The 15891-nt window shown below is 61.6% G+C and carries 12 protein-coding genes and 1 pseudogene; 9 read left to right on the forward strand and 4 right to left on the reverse strand.

From position 1 onward, the window contains the following. Positions 1-618: 618 nt before the first annotated feature. Both GNK13_RS17990 and GNK13_RS17995 read left to right on the forward strand, forming a co-directional pair. Positions 619-1107 carry a type II toxin-antitoxin system VapC family toxin gene (locus GNK13_RS17990; RefSeq protein ID WP_164103943.1) on the forward strand — a complete coding sequence of 163 codons (489 nt, stop codon included), beginning with the start codon at positions 619-621 and terminating at the stop codon, positions 1105-1107. Between the two features lie 285 nt (positions 1108-1392). Next, the gene (locus tag GNK13_RS17995; protein ID WP_164103944.1) at positions 1393-1623 is read left to right on the forward strand and encodes an addiction module protein; all 231 of its coding nucleotides are present in this window, start codon (positions 1393-1395) and stop codon (positions 1621-1623) included. A gap of 91 nt (positions 1624-1714) precedes the next feature. Here the strand turns inward: GNK13_RS17995 and GNK13_RS18000 are convergent, their stop codons facing one another. Further along, positions 1715-1861 (reverse strand): hypothetical protein, encoded by a 147-nt coding sequence (locus GNK13_RS18000; RefSeq protein ID WP_164103945.1) that lies wholly within the window; start codon positions 1859-1861, stop codon positions 1715-1717. A 329-nt stretch (positions 1862-2190) separates the two neighbouring features. Here GNK13_RS18000 and GNK13_RS18005 point away from each other — a divergent pair, with 329 nt between their 5' ends. The 4 genes and pseudogenes from GNK13_RS18005 to GNK13_RS18020 all read left to right on the forward strand — a co-directional run. Next, complete coding sequence (locus tag GNK13_RS18005) at positions 2191-2526, forward strand: DUF6883 domain-containing protein (protein ID WP_164103946.1); 336 nt, start codon at positions 2191-2193, stop codon at positions 2524-2526. Continuing rightward, on the forward strand, positions 2526-2762 hold the full coding sequence (locus GNK13_RS18010; RefSeq protein WP_164103947.1) for a DUF4926 domain-containing protein: 237 nt from the start codon (positions 2526-2528) through the stop codon (positions 2760-2762). The genes GNK13_RS18005 and GNK13_RS18010 overlap by 1 nt, the downstream gene beginning before the upstream one ends. Positions 2763-2890: 128 nt before the next feature. Continuing rightward, positions 2891-3313, forward strand: a complete 423-nt coding sequence (locus GNK13_RS18015; protein WP_164103948.1) for a hypothetical protein — start codon at positions 2891-2893, stop codon at positions 3311-3313. 139 nt (positions 3314-3452) lie between these two features. Then, positions 3453-3950, forward strand: a pseudogene (locus GNK13_RS18020) (IS91 family transposase); the annotation flags it as partial. Positions 3951-4729: 779 nt separating this feature from the next. On the opposite strand, the gene GNK13_RS22005 reads toward GNK13_RS18020, so the two are convergent. Further along, positions 4730-10162: a S8 family serine peptidase gene (locus GNK13_RS22005; protein ID WP_164103950.1), complete on the reverse strand. Its 5433-nt coding sequence runs from the start codon at positions 10160-10162 to the stop codon at positions 4730-4732. 225 nt (positions 10163-10387) lie between these two features. Between GNK13_RS22005 and GNK13_RS18030 the strand changes: the two genes are divergently transcribed. Continuing rightward, positions 10388-10960, forward strand: a complete 573-nt coding sequence (locus GNK13_RS18030; protein ID WP_235935321.1) for a dihydrofolate reductase family protein — start codon at positions 10388-10390, stop codon at positions 10958-10960. Positions 10961-11273: 313 nt separating this feature from the next. On the opposite strand, the gene GNK13_RS18035 is transcribed toward GNK13_RS18030, so the two are convergent. Then, positions 11274-12353, reverse strand: a complete 1080-nt coding sequence (locus GNK13_RS18035; RefSeq protein WP_235935322.1) for a calcium/sodium antiporter — start codon at positions 12351-12353, stop codon at positions 11274-11276. A gap of 143 nt (positions 12354-12496) precedes the next feature. Beyond that, positions 12497-13435, reverse strand: coding sequence for a sugar phosphate isomerase/epimerase family protein (locus GNK13_RS18040; protein ID WP_235935323.1), 939 nt, complete (start codon positions 13433-13435; stop codon positions 12497-12499). Positions 13436-13786: 351 nt separating this feature from the next. On the opposite strand from GNK13_RS18040, the gene GNK13_RS18045 reads away from it, so the two are divergent. After that, complete coding sequence (locus GNK13_RS18045) at positions 13787-14602, forward strand: phosphoribosylformylglycinamidine synthase subunit PurQ (protein ID WP_164103961.1); 816 nt, start codon at positions 13787-13789, stop codon at positions 14600-14602. 233 nt (positions 14603-14835) lie between these two features. Continuing rightward, positions 14836-15876 carry an NHL domain-containing protein gene (locus tag GNK13_RS18050; protein WP_164103951.1) on the forward strand — a complete coding sequence of 347 codons (1041 nt, stop codon included), beginning with the start codon at positions 14836-14838 and terminating at the stop codon, positions 15874-15876. Positions 15877-15891: the final 15 nt, after the last annotated feature.

The following is a 15891-nucleotide window of genomic DNA, read 5'->3' on the forward strand; positions in this document are numbered from 1 at the left end:
CGCCGGCTCATCGATCTGCCGGCTCCGCAAAAACTCCGCGAACCATCGGATGTACGGGAGCGGCGGATGCCCGTGTTTTCGAAGCTGTCTTTGTGGGCCGCCGCCCCGTAATCCGTGCCGTTCGCGGAGTCGACCACATTCCGCCCACACGGCGTCTGATTGGTTCTTCCCCTCTCACGTCATAACTGGTGCGTTCGAGATATCTGCTGCGATCCGTTCCGTGACTCGATCGGTTTGATGCGCTCGGTGCAGTTCCATCGTTCCGCCGCGGGTGCAATCGGGTTCCAGGTGCACATGACCTGATTGTGGTCTCGGATCGCGGGTGCCCAACGATTGACCGCCCGGCCCCATTTCGTGACTCGATCGGCTCGATTCGCTCAGCCCTTAGAATTGTTCAACGCTAGGTGCGCGCGAGAACTGATGCGCTCGAAGATTGGCTCGGCCATTGCTCGCTGGTACACTTTGTGGTCCCGATTCGCCGGCCTATCGAGCTGCCGGCTTGTCAAAGACTCCGCGAACAAGGCGTCGAACCCGAGCGGCGGATGGAGCGTTTCCTGAAGACTATCCACTCGGCCGCCGCCGGGTTAACGCAAACGTTCGCCGAAATAGGTTTCTTCTATGGATACCGTCTATGTGGAGACCTCGGTGGTGAGCTACCTGCGTCAGGAGCCGAGAACGCAGATCGTTATGGCCGCTCGCCAGTTGCTCACTCGGCAATGGTGGGACGAGGACCGCGGGAACTACCGGCTGGTGGTATCTCAGCTCGTGATTGACGAAGCCTCGGCGGGCGATCCTGCCCTCGCCGCCGAGCGTTTGCGCGCTCTCGAAGGAATTCCGCTGTTGCCGCTTGACCCGGGCATTGCTGAAATTGCCGGTGAAATCATGTCGCGCTCGATCCTACCTGAAAAGGCTCGGACGGATGCCCTGCACATCGCGGCCGTCGCGTATCATCGGGTACAATACCTGCTGACCTGGAACTGTCGGCACATCGCGAATGCTCGGATTTTGCCTCGCATCCACGCTGTACTGAACGATCTTTCGTTGCCCATTCCGGTCATTTGCACTCCGGAGGAGATGGTTGGCGATGATTCAGAAAACGACGACTGACACTGTTCTCGACGAGATCCACCGAGTCCGCCGGGAGATTTCGGACCGGTTCGGGGGGGACCTGGGCGCCATCCTCGCGGATGCGCGAAAGCGCCAGGAGGCCTCAGGCCGCCCTGTCTGGTCCCCCGGATCGGCGAACAATGCGATACACGGGAGCGGCGGACATCGCGTTTCTGGTGGTGATGAGTCGCCTCCCGCCGCCCCGTGATCGCCGCCGTTCGTCCGCTTCAGCGACCGTTTACCGACCACGGCACGGCGTGTAAACTTGACGCTGGAGGAACGCCCATGTCGCTCGAGAACTTGCTGTCGTCGCTGAGTCCTGGCGAAAAAGTCGCCGCGATGAATTATCTGTGGCGCGAACTGTCCGCTCAGCCGGCGGAACTTCCCTCACCCGCCTGGCATGGCGACGTGCTGGCTGGTCGGGTTGCGAACCCATCGGGAGAGCCGCGACTTCCGCTTGATGCCGCCATGGATGACGTCAAGGAAAGGCTTAATGGACGTCGAGCTAAGGGATGAGGCCAGAGAGGATCTGGTTAATGGTGCGCTGTTCTATGCTGACCGATCCCTCGGACTCGAAGTGCACTTTCTCGATTGCCTCGGATGGGACCTAGAAAGCCTTAAATCCACGGCCGGCGTCCACGAGCAGTACCGTGGATTCCATCGGAAACTCTCGCAGCGATTTCCATTTGCGATCTACTATTTGGTGGCTGGTGAGATCGTTGACGTCGTTGCCGTCCTCGATTGTCGAGAGCATCCGGACTCGACTTCTGCGAGGCTCGGACGAACCATGCGATTGAGGTGAGCCGCCGATGGCCGTGGCGATGTTGACGCTGCTCACAGCGAGTTGCGGCGGTTCGAATCCGTCTCAATGGAGACATATGAGGGCGACGCGTTCCTTCGATGGCTGAGGGAATCTACCACACGACTTTCGAGTGACGCTGGCCCTGGCGAAGCGGAAACTACTCCGGTTGCACCAGATACGGGGAGCCATCCGATGCGACCGAGCGGCGAAGTCGGGCGACTTGAAGTGGAAGACCAGTCGTCGCCGTCGGCTGATCGGTAACGTTCGGCTAGTGATGACTGGTGCGCTTTCCTGACGCCGATCGAGCTATCGTTCCTGAGGAGAAGCTCCGAGAGTACCTCCTCAATTTGGGCCATCCAGTCGGCGGCCCAAAGGCCGCGTGGTTTGCCTCGATCGGCTACACGCTCGACAACTTGCGAAACCTGGCGGACGATCTACTGGAGGTCGCAAGGAACGGCGATGCGTTCGTAGCCAAGAGGTCGCCCTTTGGCGTAGAATACGAAGTGACCGGGCAGATTGGGCGGCCGGGTCACCGTCCGGCGGCGGTTGTGACCGTCTGGATTGTTGAAGGAAGCGGCCCACCACGACTGGTAACCGCCTATCCCGGCTCAAGATGATGCTTTCTGAACATTCGATGGTCGTCCTCAATCGTGATATCACGGAAGCTGGTTTGCACTCCGGTGACGTCGGTGCGGTCGTCCACGTCTACGGAACGGGCGATTCATACGAGGTCGAGTTCGTGGACGGGGATGGGACGACTGTGGCGCTAATGACTCTCGGATCCTCTGACGTGCGGCCAATTCACTCAGGGGAATTGCTGCACACTCGTCGCTGGGACGCGGCCGAACAATGAAATACACGTGAGCGACCGATGGGCTCCTGTCTGCGGATCTGACTCGTCGGCGGTCGCCACGTGATTTCCAACGTTACGTCGGATGGACGACAGGCACGGTTTGCCCCGACGACATTTAATCACCGAATATGAAGTATTCCATCGCCTCTCTGATTGCAATCGTCGCTATGGTTGCCGTTTGCCTGGCGCTGATAAAGCATCCCAGCCACCTGGCGAGTGAAATCCTTGGATTCGGAACTACATTTCTCGGCTGCGTTGGACTCGTTGTTGCTTACCACGCGAACGGTACGAAAGCCAGTTTTGGACTAACCTTTGGCGTTTTCTCGCTCGTCATACCACTTACTGTTCCATGGTATGGGAGCCGCTTGGTCACATGGATTCATGAGAATCTGACATTCGATGGCGCCAGTACACTTCCAATGGGCAATTTCGATGACCACGGGGCACACGGATTAATCTCTGCGAGCCTTGGTTTGCTGCTGGCGACGCTTGCTGCTACTGTAGCTGCCGGCATCCGCGGCAAGGCCGTCAATACTCCCCAAGAGCATTAGACGTAACCAACCGAAGAATGCGAGCCGGTGCGGCCTGGTTGCTCGCTTCGCTCGATGTCCTTATACCCGGCCGCGTTATCGGCCACGTTGAACTGGCCACTCGGGGGTTTCAGGTGTGATCCTGTCGTTGGGGTGATGTATGAGCCTCGCGCTTCAACATCTCTTCCGTGAACACTTCGACGCGTTTGCGTCACGCTATCCTGTTTCGCCCGATGCACGCCTTGCCGCCTGGTGCGTCATGCACTGTCGAACCGCGGCGCTGGGCGGACACGTCAATAGCTGTCCTGACGGGCACTTCCATCGGATCGCTTATAACTCGTGCCGCCATCGATGTTGTCCGCAGTGCCAGTGGATGGCGCGCGAGCAGTGGCTGGCCGGTTGGCGGGACGGGCTGCTGCCCTGTCCCCATCACCACATCGTGTTTACGCTCCCAAGCGAGCTCAATGAGCTGTGGAGGCTCAACAAGGCTGAGTACGCCAACATCCTGTTCGCGGCGGCCTCAGAGACGCTTGCCGAGCTGCTCGCCGATCCGAAGTATCTCGGCGGACGTGCCGGGGTGTTGTACGCGCTGCATACCTGGAAGCAGACCCTACTGCCTCACATCCGTCTGCACTGCCTGGTGACTGCCGGTGGTCTAGCCAGCTAGGGCCGTCGTGCAGGTCGGTCGTCCGCTTCGCGTTCTTCGTCGCCCAGGGTTTGTTGTTGGTGCTGCGGGTGAGCGTGTTTAGTTTCTTCTGGTGGTGATCGCCTCGAAGCGGGGTTTGCCAGGGCATGGGTCGTGAAAGCAGCGGCCGGCGTTGAACTTGCCGAGGTCCATCGAAAGGGGCATCATGGAAGTACTGCGTGGCTTGGGGCGGCGTGTCAGGAGGGGCTGATCCTGACCGCTGCTTCCAGCGCGATCATGGCCTGCTCGGCGGCGAAAAGCAATCGACCCGCCCCAGGCCACGAACGTCGCGGATTCGTTCTGCGGCATCCAGTACTTTGGGAGGTTTTCAGTTATGAAGGTAGCCCACGCAAAGCCCGAAACTCGCTGTCAAACAGGTACTGCGAACTGGCGTTAGTATGCAGTCTTCTTGGTCCTCACGTGCGTTAGTGCCGCAATTGGCGGAGTCATCGGAGGGACCATCGGCGCTGCCATGTACGGGCCGCATCCGGCTGATTGGGGGTTCGCTGCAGCTGTCGGTGTCGCTGCAGGTTTATACCTCCTTACCAGGGCTCCAATGTATCGAGTTTAGCATCCGTACCATGCCCACCGAACAAGCTGGTGGACATAATTGCCGGCATGTCGCCTGGCGCAGAGAACCGATACGTCGTTTGGCAGACTCGTCCTTATCCCTTGGGACTGCTGAGCTTGGCCTGCGGTTCGACCTCGCCACCACCGGCCGCAGCGGTGGCGAGGATCGTTGGGGTCGTTTATCAGTTGGTCTGCTCGGACGGCTGGAGTTTCCGGATCCTGTCCTGTCCAAGCGAGTGGAAGAACCAGTCTTCACCGCCGGCCCCGGTGAGCTGGTCCGCGGTTTCGTCGTCGAAGACTGTTTCGTCCGTGAGTAGGCGAAGTGGTGTGGCTCCCGTTGGGTGTGGCAGCCCTGTCCGCAGGCGTGTGACGCGCTCGGAGTAGCTGAGGTCGTTGCGGGTCCACTCCGTGAGCAGTGCAAGGATGGCCGCGTCACTGGAGTCGTAAGCCGTGCGACCACCGATCAGAAGCGAGTCCGCCGAGGCGGCTGTGAGCCGGTCCTCGCCGAGTCCTCCGATTAGGACCGCGGGGCCTTTGGCACCGTCGAGGGTGTCGTTGCCTCGTTCGCCGAGGATGCTGACTGGCAGCGTGATGTTCCCGGCGATCGTTGCCCGGTCGTCCCCGTCTCCGAGCCACATTTGGATTGCGACGATGGGATCGGCGGCGAAGTCGCGGAAGGGAGCTTCGGCGAAGAAATCGCTGTGCACCCGAACGCCGTGAGGACCCGCCATGTTCAGGTGAACGCGGTCATCGGCATCCGTTCCGACGATCCGCAGCACTCCATCGGCACTGACGCTGGCGCCGATGATGACGGAGGTGGTTGTGGTCGTCGCTGCGCCGCTATCGTCGTCGATGAGGGTGAGGGTGACGGTATAAACGCCTCCCTGGTCGTAGTTGTGGCTTGCGCTTAGTGAGCCGGCACCGGAGAGCTGGCTGACGGCGACCGGCTCCGCGGGCGTGCCGTCGCCCCACAAGATCGAGGCCGAGTGGGTGTCGAGCGTCCCCGCATCGGTGAACGCCGCCTCGACCGAAACGGTCTCTCCCTCGGCAGCCCGCGCGTCGAAGGTGGCACTGCTTTCGAAACGCGTGATTTGGGGGGGGAGGTTGTGGACGGTGAGCTCCGTCTCGGCCGTGTCGGTCAAACGCTCGGCGTCGGTGACGGTAACGGATATCGCATACACGGCCGAGGGGGTTTGGTCGGAGGGGGTGCCGTCATCGAGGTATTGATGCGAGGCGGTGAACGCCTGGGTTTGCGGGTCGACGTCTGCTTGGCTGGTGGTTCCATCGCCCCAGGTGACCGTAACTGTATGATTCTCGGCGGCATCAGAGTCGGTGTAGCTGCCGTTGAGTCGGGCGATTCCGTGTTCGTCGATCGCGACTGATTGCAGCGTTAGAGCGTCGGCGTTTAGTTTCGGCGATCGGTTCAGCCGCAGCACGTATTCGCCCTGCGTGCCTGCGGTGGCAGCGACTCGTACCCGGTAGGTGCCGGCGGTCTGAGCGGTATACACCAGCCGCGCGTTGCGTTGGTCTGGTTCGCTCTGGGAGTCGATCGCCAGCAGATTTCCGTCGGGATCGAGTAGCTCGAGTCGTGGATTCAATGGGTTGCCGAACTCGAGTGGGCCGCTGCCAGGGGTGAGTGTCGACAAGCTGAACTGCTCGCCCTCGCCGACGGTGAAAGCGAACACGTCGGGTGCATCTTCGGCGACATGTCCGAGGACCAAACCAGTCGGATCGAGGTTTTGGAACTCGGTCGGCTGACCTTCCGTGGTGACCACATGGACGTTGTCGTAGAAGACCGAGTTGGGGTGGATGGTGCTGCCGCCAATAAAGGCGACCGAGCGGATCCCGGGTGCGGTGACCGAGAGGGTTTCTGCGACGAAGAAGCTGTTATTCGCTCCCGGTAGAATTCCGGTGGCCGATCCAAGGGCCTGTCCCGTACCACCGGGGCCGGAGTAGGCGATCAACTGAAGGTCATCTTGATCCTGGCCGAAGTCGCCCATGTCGATGCTGACTTGGCTCATCGGCTCACTGAAGTCCATCAGGAAACGGCCCGGTTCGAGCGTGAAAGCCGAGAACGAATTGCGGTCGAAGTGGGAGGTGTACTCCGGGGGGCCGAACCGCCGGTCCACGTTGAACAACGCTCCGTGTTCGTGACGGATCGTGGATTCGATACCGGCCTGTATTGTGCTAAGCGAGGGGATGCCACGCGGCGGTTGGAGGAATTCTTCGAAGTCAAACGTTCTGGTTCGAGAGCCTGCGCGTTCGCCAATCGTCAGCTCGATCCGGTCAAACTCCGCTTGGCCGGGGCCGGTTTGAGGTTCGGGGATCGTTTCCAAAAAGGCGATTCGCACTCGTTGGCCTGCAAAGTCACTGAGGTCGACGGCCTGAGTGGTCCAGCCACTGTCGCCGGAGAGGAGGCCGGTTGAGAAGCTGAAGGGCGTTGCGAGGACTTCACCGTTGAGTGGGTCTTGCACCTGGACTTGCAGCGTGCGGGGCTGAGTGGCCGACGTGTTGAACTGCCACTGCAGTCGGTGCATCCACTCGAGCGTTGCTGTTTCTGCCGACGCTGGAATGTGGACATCTTGGAACATCCGGAACTGCATCGGTCCATATCCGTCGAAGCCATTCCAAGCGGCGAAGTTTCCCTCCTGCGGAGCGGTGCGATCGATCTGCGCGCCGAAACCGCCGGCGCCACCGGTGGTGACCTGCCAGGGTCGGTAGAAGGGGCCCGTGTGCTGTGTGGTCCAGCCCGCAAAGTCGCCGGTCTCGAAGCTGCCGTTGGTGATCAGATCCGAAAATACTAGCGGCCCGGCGGTATCGAGTTCGAAGGTGGCACCGCGGGTGACGACCAGGGAATAGTCGACCGCTCCGGTGCTGGCCGTAGCGCGAGCGACTCTCGCATGGTAGGTTCCGTCATTGGGAGCCGCGAAATTCTCGATTACCGAGCGCCCGCTGCTCAAACTGCTGCCGCCGCTGGCGAGCACAGTCCCAGCAGCGTCAACCACCTCGATTCTAACGCTGTTATCCAGCGGGTTCGCCGCGGAGCTCATCGTCTCCACGACCAGCGTCGCCTGTTGTCCGGCCTGCAACTGAAAAGCGTAGGTATCCGCGTCGTCGAGGACGGCGGGCGGAGGGGCTTCGGCCCCGTCAGCACCTAGCGCTTCGATCGACATGTGCGATGGCATGGGCATCGATTGCTGCAACGTGAGCGTTGGCAGATCGTAGATGAGAATCTGGTCGGGGAAACGATTTGAGGCGTAGAGTTCATCTCCAATGATGCCCAGCCCCTCGACGAAGCTGCTGTTCGGAAGCACGCCTAAGAAAGTCGGGCTGCCGATGATTGCATCCAAGCGGAAGAGCTGATTGGAATAGGTACCGTAAAGTTCGGTTTCGGACGCTGCGAGACCTTCAATTGCTGGGCTGGAAAACGATCGAGTGACCGCACCGGTTGCGTAGTCGAGTACCGTGATCTGTCGTGTCAGATCGCTGAGTATGAAGATCTCTTCATTGAGGAACGCCAGCCCGCTGATCTCAATCGACGGCGTGGGGATGACGCGGAGTACTTCTCCCGTATCAGGATCCATTTCGAGGATGGGTTGGGTTCCGCGGCCGCCAATCAGTAGCGAAGTGGGAGTGGTCGCCATGCCAAAGTCGATTCCGATGGATTCAAGCAGCGGCGAGGAGAACTGATTGAGTTGGGCTCCCGTGGCGCGGTCGATTTCCAGAATCTGCCTCGAGGCGTAATCGAAGGCGTATAGTCGCCCGAGCCCCCCGGGGACGACTGCCGGTGCATTCAGGCTCCCACGCACAGCCCCGCGGTCCGCTCCACGAGCGATGGGAATGAAGCTTGATTCGAGGTTCTCGGCCGTGGCTGCGGCGTCGTTGTTGGACGCGGTGTGGTCGCCGGACGATGGATCGATGGGGCCTCCTCGACCTTCCGATTCCAAGGCGGCCCCCAAGACCAACCCCACCCGGTAATTTCCGCCACTCGACCCAGCGGCGTCGCTCACAACGATCTGATACGTCCCGCTGAGGCCCGCCGGCACCGTCTGTAGTAACGCGTCTCCGCCGCTTGCGGATGCTGCGACGGAGGCAATTTTGTCGCCATTCGGGTCGTAGATTTCAAGCTGCGGGCGGAGCCCTCCGCCAGCCTCAGCGATGAGGCTAATTGTCTGCCCGGCATTGATCCCAATCGTGAATGTATCTTGGTCGAGGGGCGTTTGAATCCGCCCTTCGACAGCCGAGTCATAGATCAGCGAACCGAGCGGTGAGACGGCCTGCAGTGGCGTCGGAAAATCTCCGTCTTCCGAATCGCCGAACATTTCAAAGACCGCTTCGACGGCCGCATAGGCATCGATCCTCAGGTAATCGAGCGCCGTGTTGAGGACATTGTCGTGTTCGTCATCCCCGTCGTGGATTACCGTGGCTGTCGAACGGATGATGTCGACGACGTGATGAGGGTCGAGCAGTTCGCCGCCGAACTCGAGCGCTGCATCCTGCAGTAGTGCGACCAGGCCCGCCACGTGCGGGCTGGCCATGCTCGTTCCAGACGAGATGCCGAAGCCTCCGGTGGGAAGGGTGGAGACGATCGAAGCGCCGGGCGCCATTAGTTGGTTGGGATTGCTGGCATCACGCTGGCTGAAGCTGACGATGCGGTCCACATCGGTGCTGTAATCGATCGCTCCGCTGGCCCAGTTCCAGCTTCGGCCGGTATTCGCCGCCCAAACCGCACCGACGCCGATCGTACTGTTGACTCCCGGGTAAGCCTGGCCCGGAGTAGGATCGACGTGTGCATAGTTATTTCCCGAGGCTGAGACGACCGTGATCCCCATCGACTCGAGCTGTGCGATCTCATCATCGATTCTCCCGGTCGTTCCGGTCTGATGATTTCCGCCGTTGCCGATCGAGATATTGACGACTTGGATATTGTTTGCCTCTGCATTGTCGATCACCCACTGCAATCCCCGCTCGATTACGGTAAAGGGAGTGGGTCCCCCGGTGTCGGAAAAGACTTTGACGCCATACAGGTTTACTCCTGGCGCAACGCCGGTGTACGTTCCGTGAGTGGAGCCGATAATGCCGGCCACATGCGTTCCATGACCCGTAAAGTCGTTGGGGTTGGGGTCGAGGTGGTATAAGTCATGTCCGCCGGCAAAGTTGAGGTAGGGATGGTCGATGTCGATCCCCGAATCGACGACGGCGACCCCGATCGGAGTACCGGATCCGGTCCCGTCGCCGGTGATTCCTGCGAACCGCGGATCATTGCGGAGGACGTCCAGGTTCAGCAGCAAATTGCTCGTTGCCAGTTGCATGTCCGCAAACGAATCCTCGCTGATTGGCACCGGCGAGTCGTACGGCCCGATGTGGGCGAGATCGCTTTCGACGATATCAAATGGACGTGTCTCTTCGACTGGACCAACCACGACGGCTGGAGTTTCCTCCGCGGCCGTGGCTGGAGCTTCCACCGTCGGCCAGGGCTCACTCCCGTCCAGGCCGCTGACGACCGCCAGCAGGCGTCGATCTTCGAGTCGCTCGAAGCCGAGCCACAGCGCGAGGCGCGAGCGGTTGTGTCGGAACCGAAGGCGTGAACGGACAGCTCTCTGAGAAACTCGCATCGGAAGCTCTCCTTGCTGGGTGCCGCTAGCGGAACGCGAATGGGATAAGAAAAAGACCGCACGGCCCTCGTTGGGGGTGCGGGATTTCCTAGAGTGGCATAAAGTGTAGGGTTCCGGGAACCGCACTCCAAGCAAATTTTTCGGCCCCCCTTGGAGTTACGTGAGTTGCGGCATGTATGTCGCGAAGTTGTAGTCGTCAGTTGGAAGCATGTGCTGGAGTGGCAAGTGACTTTGACTCAGTACTTTACAGCCACGAGTCTCGATGGGTTTATTGCCACAGAGGATGACTCGCTGGAGTGGCTCTTTCCCCTCGGAGACGTCAGCGACTCAAGCTATCCCACGTTCATTGCTGAAGTGGGTGCGTTGGCCATGGGGTCGGCAACGTATGAGTGGATGCTCCGCAACTCGGATCAAGTTGCTGCGGAGACGGGATCGCCCTGGCCCTATCGGCAGCCAGTGTGGGTATTTTCCCGGCGCACGTTACCTACGATCGATGGTGCCGACGTGCGGTTTGTTCGGGGTGACGTGGGGCGAGTTCATGAGCAGATGCGTGCGGAAGTGGGAGCGAAGAATATTTGGGTCGTCGGAGGGGGCGATTTGGCGGGGCAGTTTTATGATGCCGGGCTGTTGGACGAGCTGATTATCCAGATCGGCTCAGCTACGTTGGGCAAGGGAAAGCCGCTCTTTCCACGCAGAGTGCTGAGCCCCTGTTTGCGACTGGTTTCGGTGCGGCAGATGGGCAGCGGCATGGTGGAGTTGCGCTACGAAGTCTGCAGGGTCACAGCAGACGGCGCCTAACGAGCGCCTGACGTTTACTTGCGGAACATGGGGTCGCGGGGAAGGCGAGCTGCGATTCGGTGGAGGGCTGCATTGGAGAAGGGCCTTCGGGAAAGGGGGCGACGAGCGATGGCGCGGGCCGGGAGGTTGGCTTTTGCGTTACGAGTTTGCCGCAGGAATGCAGCTTTCGTGGCGAGAGGTGATTGTGGGGTGCGCTACTTTCGTGGCGAAAGGTGATTGTGGTGGTGCGCTACTTTCGCGGAGCGAAAGGCGACTATGCGGAGCGAAAGGCGACTATGCGGAGCGAAAGGCGACTATGCGGAGCTGAAGGGGATTAAGGGGTGGTGCGGAGGTTGCGGGCGACGCCGATGATCAGGGTCAGCACGGTCAATGGGATCACGAACACGACCATCACGGTGGCGAAGCCTCGTTCGATCGTCGCCTGTGTCGCCGCCAAGATGAGAAAGAACGTGTAAGCGAAATAATAAGCCAGCAGCAGAGCGCCTTCCCATCGCGAGAGCAGGTGTCCGGTGAAGAAGATCGGGAGGCAGGCGACGGCAACGGCGATCATCACTGGGATATCGAGTCGCAGGGCGGCGGCGGAGACGCCAATCCCCTCGGCCGCAGCGGTCGCGGAGATCCCCAGGACGCCCATGATGTTAAACAGGTTGCTGCCCACGACGTTGCCCACGGCGATGTCGCGCTGGCCGCGGAGGGCGGCCAGCACCGACGTAGCGACCTCGGGGAGTGAGGTTCCCGCGGCGACGAGCGTCAGCCCGATCACCAGTTCCGAGACGCCCAGCCGGCGGGCGATCTCGACGGCGGAGTCGGAGAACAGCCGCGAGCCGAGCACGAGCAGTGTGAGTCCGGCGAGGAGGAGCAGGATCTGCAGCACGATCGGCCCGGCTCCATGCACCGGTTTGCCTTCGATCGCTTCGAGCACCTCGAGTTCAGCGTTGTTTGACCGCTCTTCTCGGCGACTTTTGATGACCGCCCAGGTCGTGTAGACGAGCAAGGCGACGAACAGCAGAATTCCGTCCCCGCGACCGATGCGGCCGTCGAGCGCGAGCAGTCCGAGCAGCCCGGAGAGGAGCACCATCAAGGGCACTTCGAATCGCACTAATTGCCGCGACACGACCAGCGGCGTGATTAGCGCGGAGAGCCCCAGGATGAACAGGACGTTGAAGATGTTGCTGCCGAGGACGTTGCCCAGCGCGATGTCGCTCTGGCCGCGGAGAGTCGATTGCAGGCTGACGACCAGTTCCGGAGCACTGGTCCCAAAGGCAACGACCGTCAGACCGACGACTAGGGGTGAGATTTTGGCGGACAGCGCCAGCGAGGCTGCTCCTCGGACCAAGACTTCGGCACCGATGGTCAGAATGACGATCCCTACCAAGAGCAAGAGGATGGACACGATTGTGCTGCCAGACCCGCGGTGTGTATGAGATTTGTGAAGTTTATCTAATAGTCTCGCCCTCCCCGCTCGTCCCTCGTGACCCTTCCGGGGGGAGAGTGACGATAGATTCTCTCGGTTTTAGGGAGGACCGGAGCCTGATTCTACTGGTGGGACTGTTCCAGGTAGTGGCGGGCGCGGTTGATTTCGGCGGTCACCGCGGCAGTCGAGTCGAGGATCGGGACGCCGCGGGGCGTGGGGTGCATGAAGATTTCGGTGCGGCCGGTGTAGCCAATCTCTTCCAAGGCCGCCAGTAAAGGCTCGAAGTCGAGCGGACCGCGGCCGGGCATCTGCAGCAGTTCCTCCGCTTTGGGCATCGGGCGGTGGCAGCCGTTGCCGTGCTGCCATGCCTGGAAGTGGACCAGACGCGGGCCGAGTTGTCGGATCAGCCGTGCGATCTGTTCGGGATCCTGCGGAAGGTGGTAGGGAGCCAGAGCGATCCCGAGGTGGGGCGAGTCGATCGCGTCGAGCAGCATCCGCTGGGAGTCGGCCGACTGGATCAGCGAGTTGCCGTGATTCTCCACTCCGAGGATGACTCCGATCCGCTCAGCCGCCGCCACGTGCGGCCGCAGCTTTTCGGCGAAGTCGCGGACGGCCGACTTCAGCGCGTCGCCGCTGAGTTTGGTCGGTCCGCCCGAGTTGCAGATGACCATGTCGCCGCCGAGCCGCCGCACGACCTGCATCTCCGGCTGCATCTGGAAGATGCCTTGGCGGAAGCAGGTGAAGCTGCCCAGTTGGACGTCGTGCTCGGCCAGCAGCGCGGCGAAAGCCTCTTCTCCCATCGCGTCGATCTGCTCGCGCTGGCTGCCATGCGGGCGATCCCAGATCTCGAGAAAGCGGGCCCCGGTTTTTGGGACTTCCGGAACAATCTCCGCCAAGGGAGCCGTGCCGTACATGCAGGAGGCGACGATGTAGTGAAGCGCGAACGGCTCAGCTGCCGACTGGGGCTGGTCCGGCTTTTCCTGTGCGGAAGCGTTCCGCGGGAGGGCGGCGGCCGCGGCGGCGAGCATCGCGGCGGAGGTGAAGCGGCGGCGAGTGATCATGCGCGGTGTTCCTTCGGGAGTCGACAGAAGAGTTCGGCAGGCGGGGATCCGCCGGGGCGGCCATCCGAGAGGAAAGCGAACGGCAAGGCATCCTCGTAGGGCAGGCTTTATCGAAGGGCTTCGCAGGCCCTCCCCGGGCCTAAGAGCCCGACCCTCCCGGTGGGAGGGTGTCTGGTGTTGGGTGCCCCGGGCGGGGATATCTTGTGTTGGGTGCCGCCGGGCGGGGGTGGGTTGGTTTGGCTGTGCCCTCGCCGGTTGTTGTTGCTCGGCTTAGGATACAGCGGTCTTCTGCGGTCGTTTGCCCACAGCCTCTCTATTGCTCGCGTTAGCGTTTGCATTTGAAGTCTTATGATAGCTGCCCCCCGAGTGCTGATCCTCCGTGCTCCCGGAACCAACTGCGACGAGGAAACGGCGTATGCGTTTGACGTCGCGGGCGGGGTTTCCGAGCGCGTGCACGTCAACCGGCTGATCGAGAATCCGACGCTCGGTTCTCGCTACCAAATCCTTTGCATTCCCGGCGGGTTCAGCTACGGAGACGACATTGCTGCGGGAAGGATTTTGGCCAGCCGCTTAAATCGCCACTTGGCTGACCTGGTCCGTTCGTTCTGCGACCAGGATCGACTGGTGCTCGGTATCTGCAACGGCTTTCAGGTCCTGATGCGGCTGGGGATTTTGACCCAGGGCGTGTCGGAGTCGACTCCGGCGACCTTGGCTTGGAACGACCACGGTCGTTTCGAGGACCGCTGGGTTCACCTCCGCACCGACCGGCCGGCCGAGGCCCCGACGTCGTGCGTGTTTTTGCGGAATATTGAGCGGATGTATCTGCCGATGGCGCATGCCGAGGGGAAATTCATCGCCGAGTCGTCCGAGACGTTGGCGAAACTGGCCGCCGCCGGCAGGCTGCCCCTGCGGTACGCCTCGCCCGAAGAGCTGGGGGGAGCGATCGACACGGGCGACGCGCTGCTGCCCTTCCCGCACAATCCCAACGGGGCGGAGGGCAACGTGGCGGGAGTCTGTGACGCTTCGGGGCGGCTGTTCGGCTTGATGCCCCACCCTGAGCGGCACATCGATCCGACGCACCATCCCTACTGGACGCGCCGCGACGAGCAGCCCGAGCACGGCGAGGGCTATGCGATCTTTAAGAACGCCGTCGATTATTTCGCCTAGCTGGACCGCGTCGCTCCGGATGCATTCGCGGCAGGGCGGCGCTGGCGAGAAAATCGTTTAACGGCAAGCCGAAGGCGATTGTGTTTTAAAAAGCAGTCGCCTTCGGCTTGCCGTTAAACAACCAGAGCGGCGGCAGCGCTACTTTCGCGGAGCGAAAGGCGACTATGGGGTGGGTGGAGTAGGATGGTGGGAGCTTTCCAGCCAACCTCCCTCCGAGACGTGAATCTCCACCGATGAAGTACTCGATGCTCTGGGCTCCCCTGGCCGTTGCCCTTTCGACCATTGTTGTTGCGGGTGCGCCTTCTCTGGCCGCTCCACCTCAAGTCGAGATTCTCGCCGGTCCCACCGCGGCGGATCCGGCGGACGATGCCGCACCGGGGCCGCTGAATTCGCCGTTCGCGGTTTGCTTTGAGCCCGACGGGGCGATGTGGATTCCGGAATTCGACGGCGGCCGGTTGATGCGAATCGCCGGCGACGGAGAGCTCGAGCACGTGGCGGGGGACGGGACGCTCGGATACCAGGACGGCGAAGCGCGGGGGGCGCGATTCAACAAGCTGCACAATGCGGCTCGCCTGCCCGACGGCCGGTTGTGGCTCAGCGATCACCAGAACCACGCGATCCGCCAGTACGATCCGCGCGCCAAGCAAGTCACGACGGTCGCTGGCAATGGGACCGCTGGTTTTGCTGGGGACGGAGGGCCAGCCAGCGAGGCGCGGCTGAATCTCCCGCATTGCATCGAGCTGACGCCCGATGGCCGCCAAGCGTTGATCGCCGATATCGGCAACCGCCGGGTGCGAGCGATCGATCTGGCGACGGGCACGATCGAGACGATTGCGGGCACCGGCGAGCGGGCCGTTCCGGCCGACGGCTCGGTGGCCAAGGAGTCGCCGTTGGTCGATCCCCGCGCGGCGATCGGGGACGGGAAAGGCAATCTCTACGTGCTCGAACGTTCTGGGAACGCGCTTCGCATGATCGGCTCGGACGGTCGGATCCGGACGGTGGCTGGGACGGGCGAGCGAGGCCGCAAAGACGGGCCGGCATTGTCCGCCACGCTGAACAGCCCTAAGCATTTGTGCTTGGCTGAGGACGGTGTGGTGTACATCGCCGACGACGGCAATCACCTGATCCGCCGCTACGATCCCCAGAGTGCGACGCTGACGACGGTCGATCTGGGCGAAACCGAGTTGAAGAATCCCCACGGCGTGGCTTTCCGCGACGGATGGTTGTACATCGCCGACAGTTTTCATCACCGAGTCCTGCGCGTGAAGCAGTGACGCGAGCGATCTGAG

The organism is Candidatus Laterigemmans baculatus (assembly GCF_010367455.1).
GTDB lineage: Bacteria > Planctomycetota > Planctomycetia > Pirellulales > Pirellulaceae > Laterigemmans > Laterigemmans baculatus.

Bases quoted from the DNA above. Each gene is read 5' to 3' on its own strand.
- GNK13_RS18050 (WP_164103951.1), top strand. From the start codon at position 14,836: ATGAAGTACTCGATGCTCTGGGCTCCCCTGGCCGTTGCCCTTTCGACC.
- GNK13_RS18010 (WP_164103947.1), top strand. From the start codon at position 2,526: ATGCTTTCTGAACATTCGATGGTCGTCCTCAATCGTGATATCACGGAA.
- GNK13_RS18000 (WP_164103945.1), bottom strand. From the start codon at position 1,861: ATGCTCTCGACAATCGAGGACGGCAACGACGTCAACGATCTCACCAGC.
- GNK13_RS18040 (WP_235935323.1), bottom strand. From the start codon at position 13,435: ATGATCACTCGCCGCCGCTTCACCTCCGCCGCGATGCTCGCCGCCGCG.
- GNK13_RS22005 (WP_164103950.1), bottom strand. From the start codon at position 10,162: ATGCGAGTTTCTCAGAGAGCTGTCCGTTCACGCCTTCGGTTCCGACAC.
- GNK13_RS17995 (WP_164103944.1), top strand. From the start codon at position 1,393: ATGTCGCTCGAGAACTTGCTGTCGTCGCTGAGTCCTGGCGAAAAAGTC.
- GNK13_RS18015 (WP_164103948.1), top strand. From the start codon at position 2,891: ATGAAGTATTCCATCGCCTCTCTGATTGCAATCGTCGCTATGGTTGCC.
- GNK13_RS17990 (WP_164103943.1), top strand. From the start codon at position 619: ATGGATACCGTCTATGTGGAGACCTCGGTGGTGAGCTACCTGCGTCAG.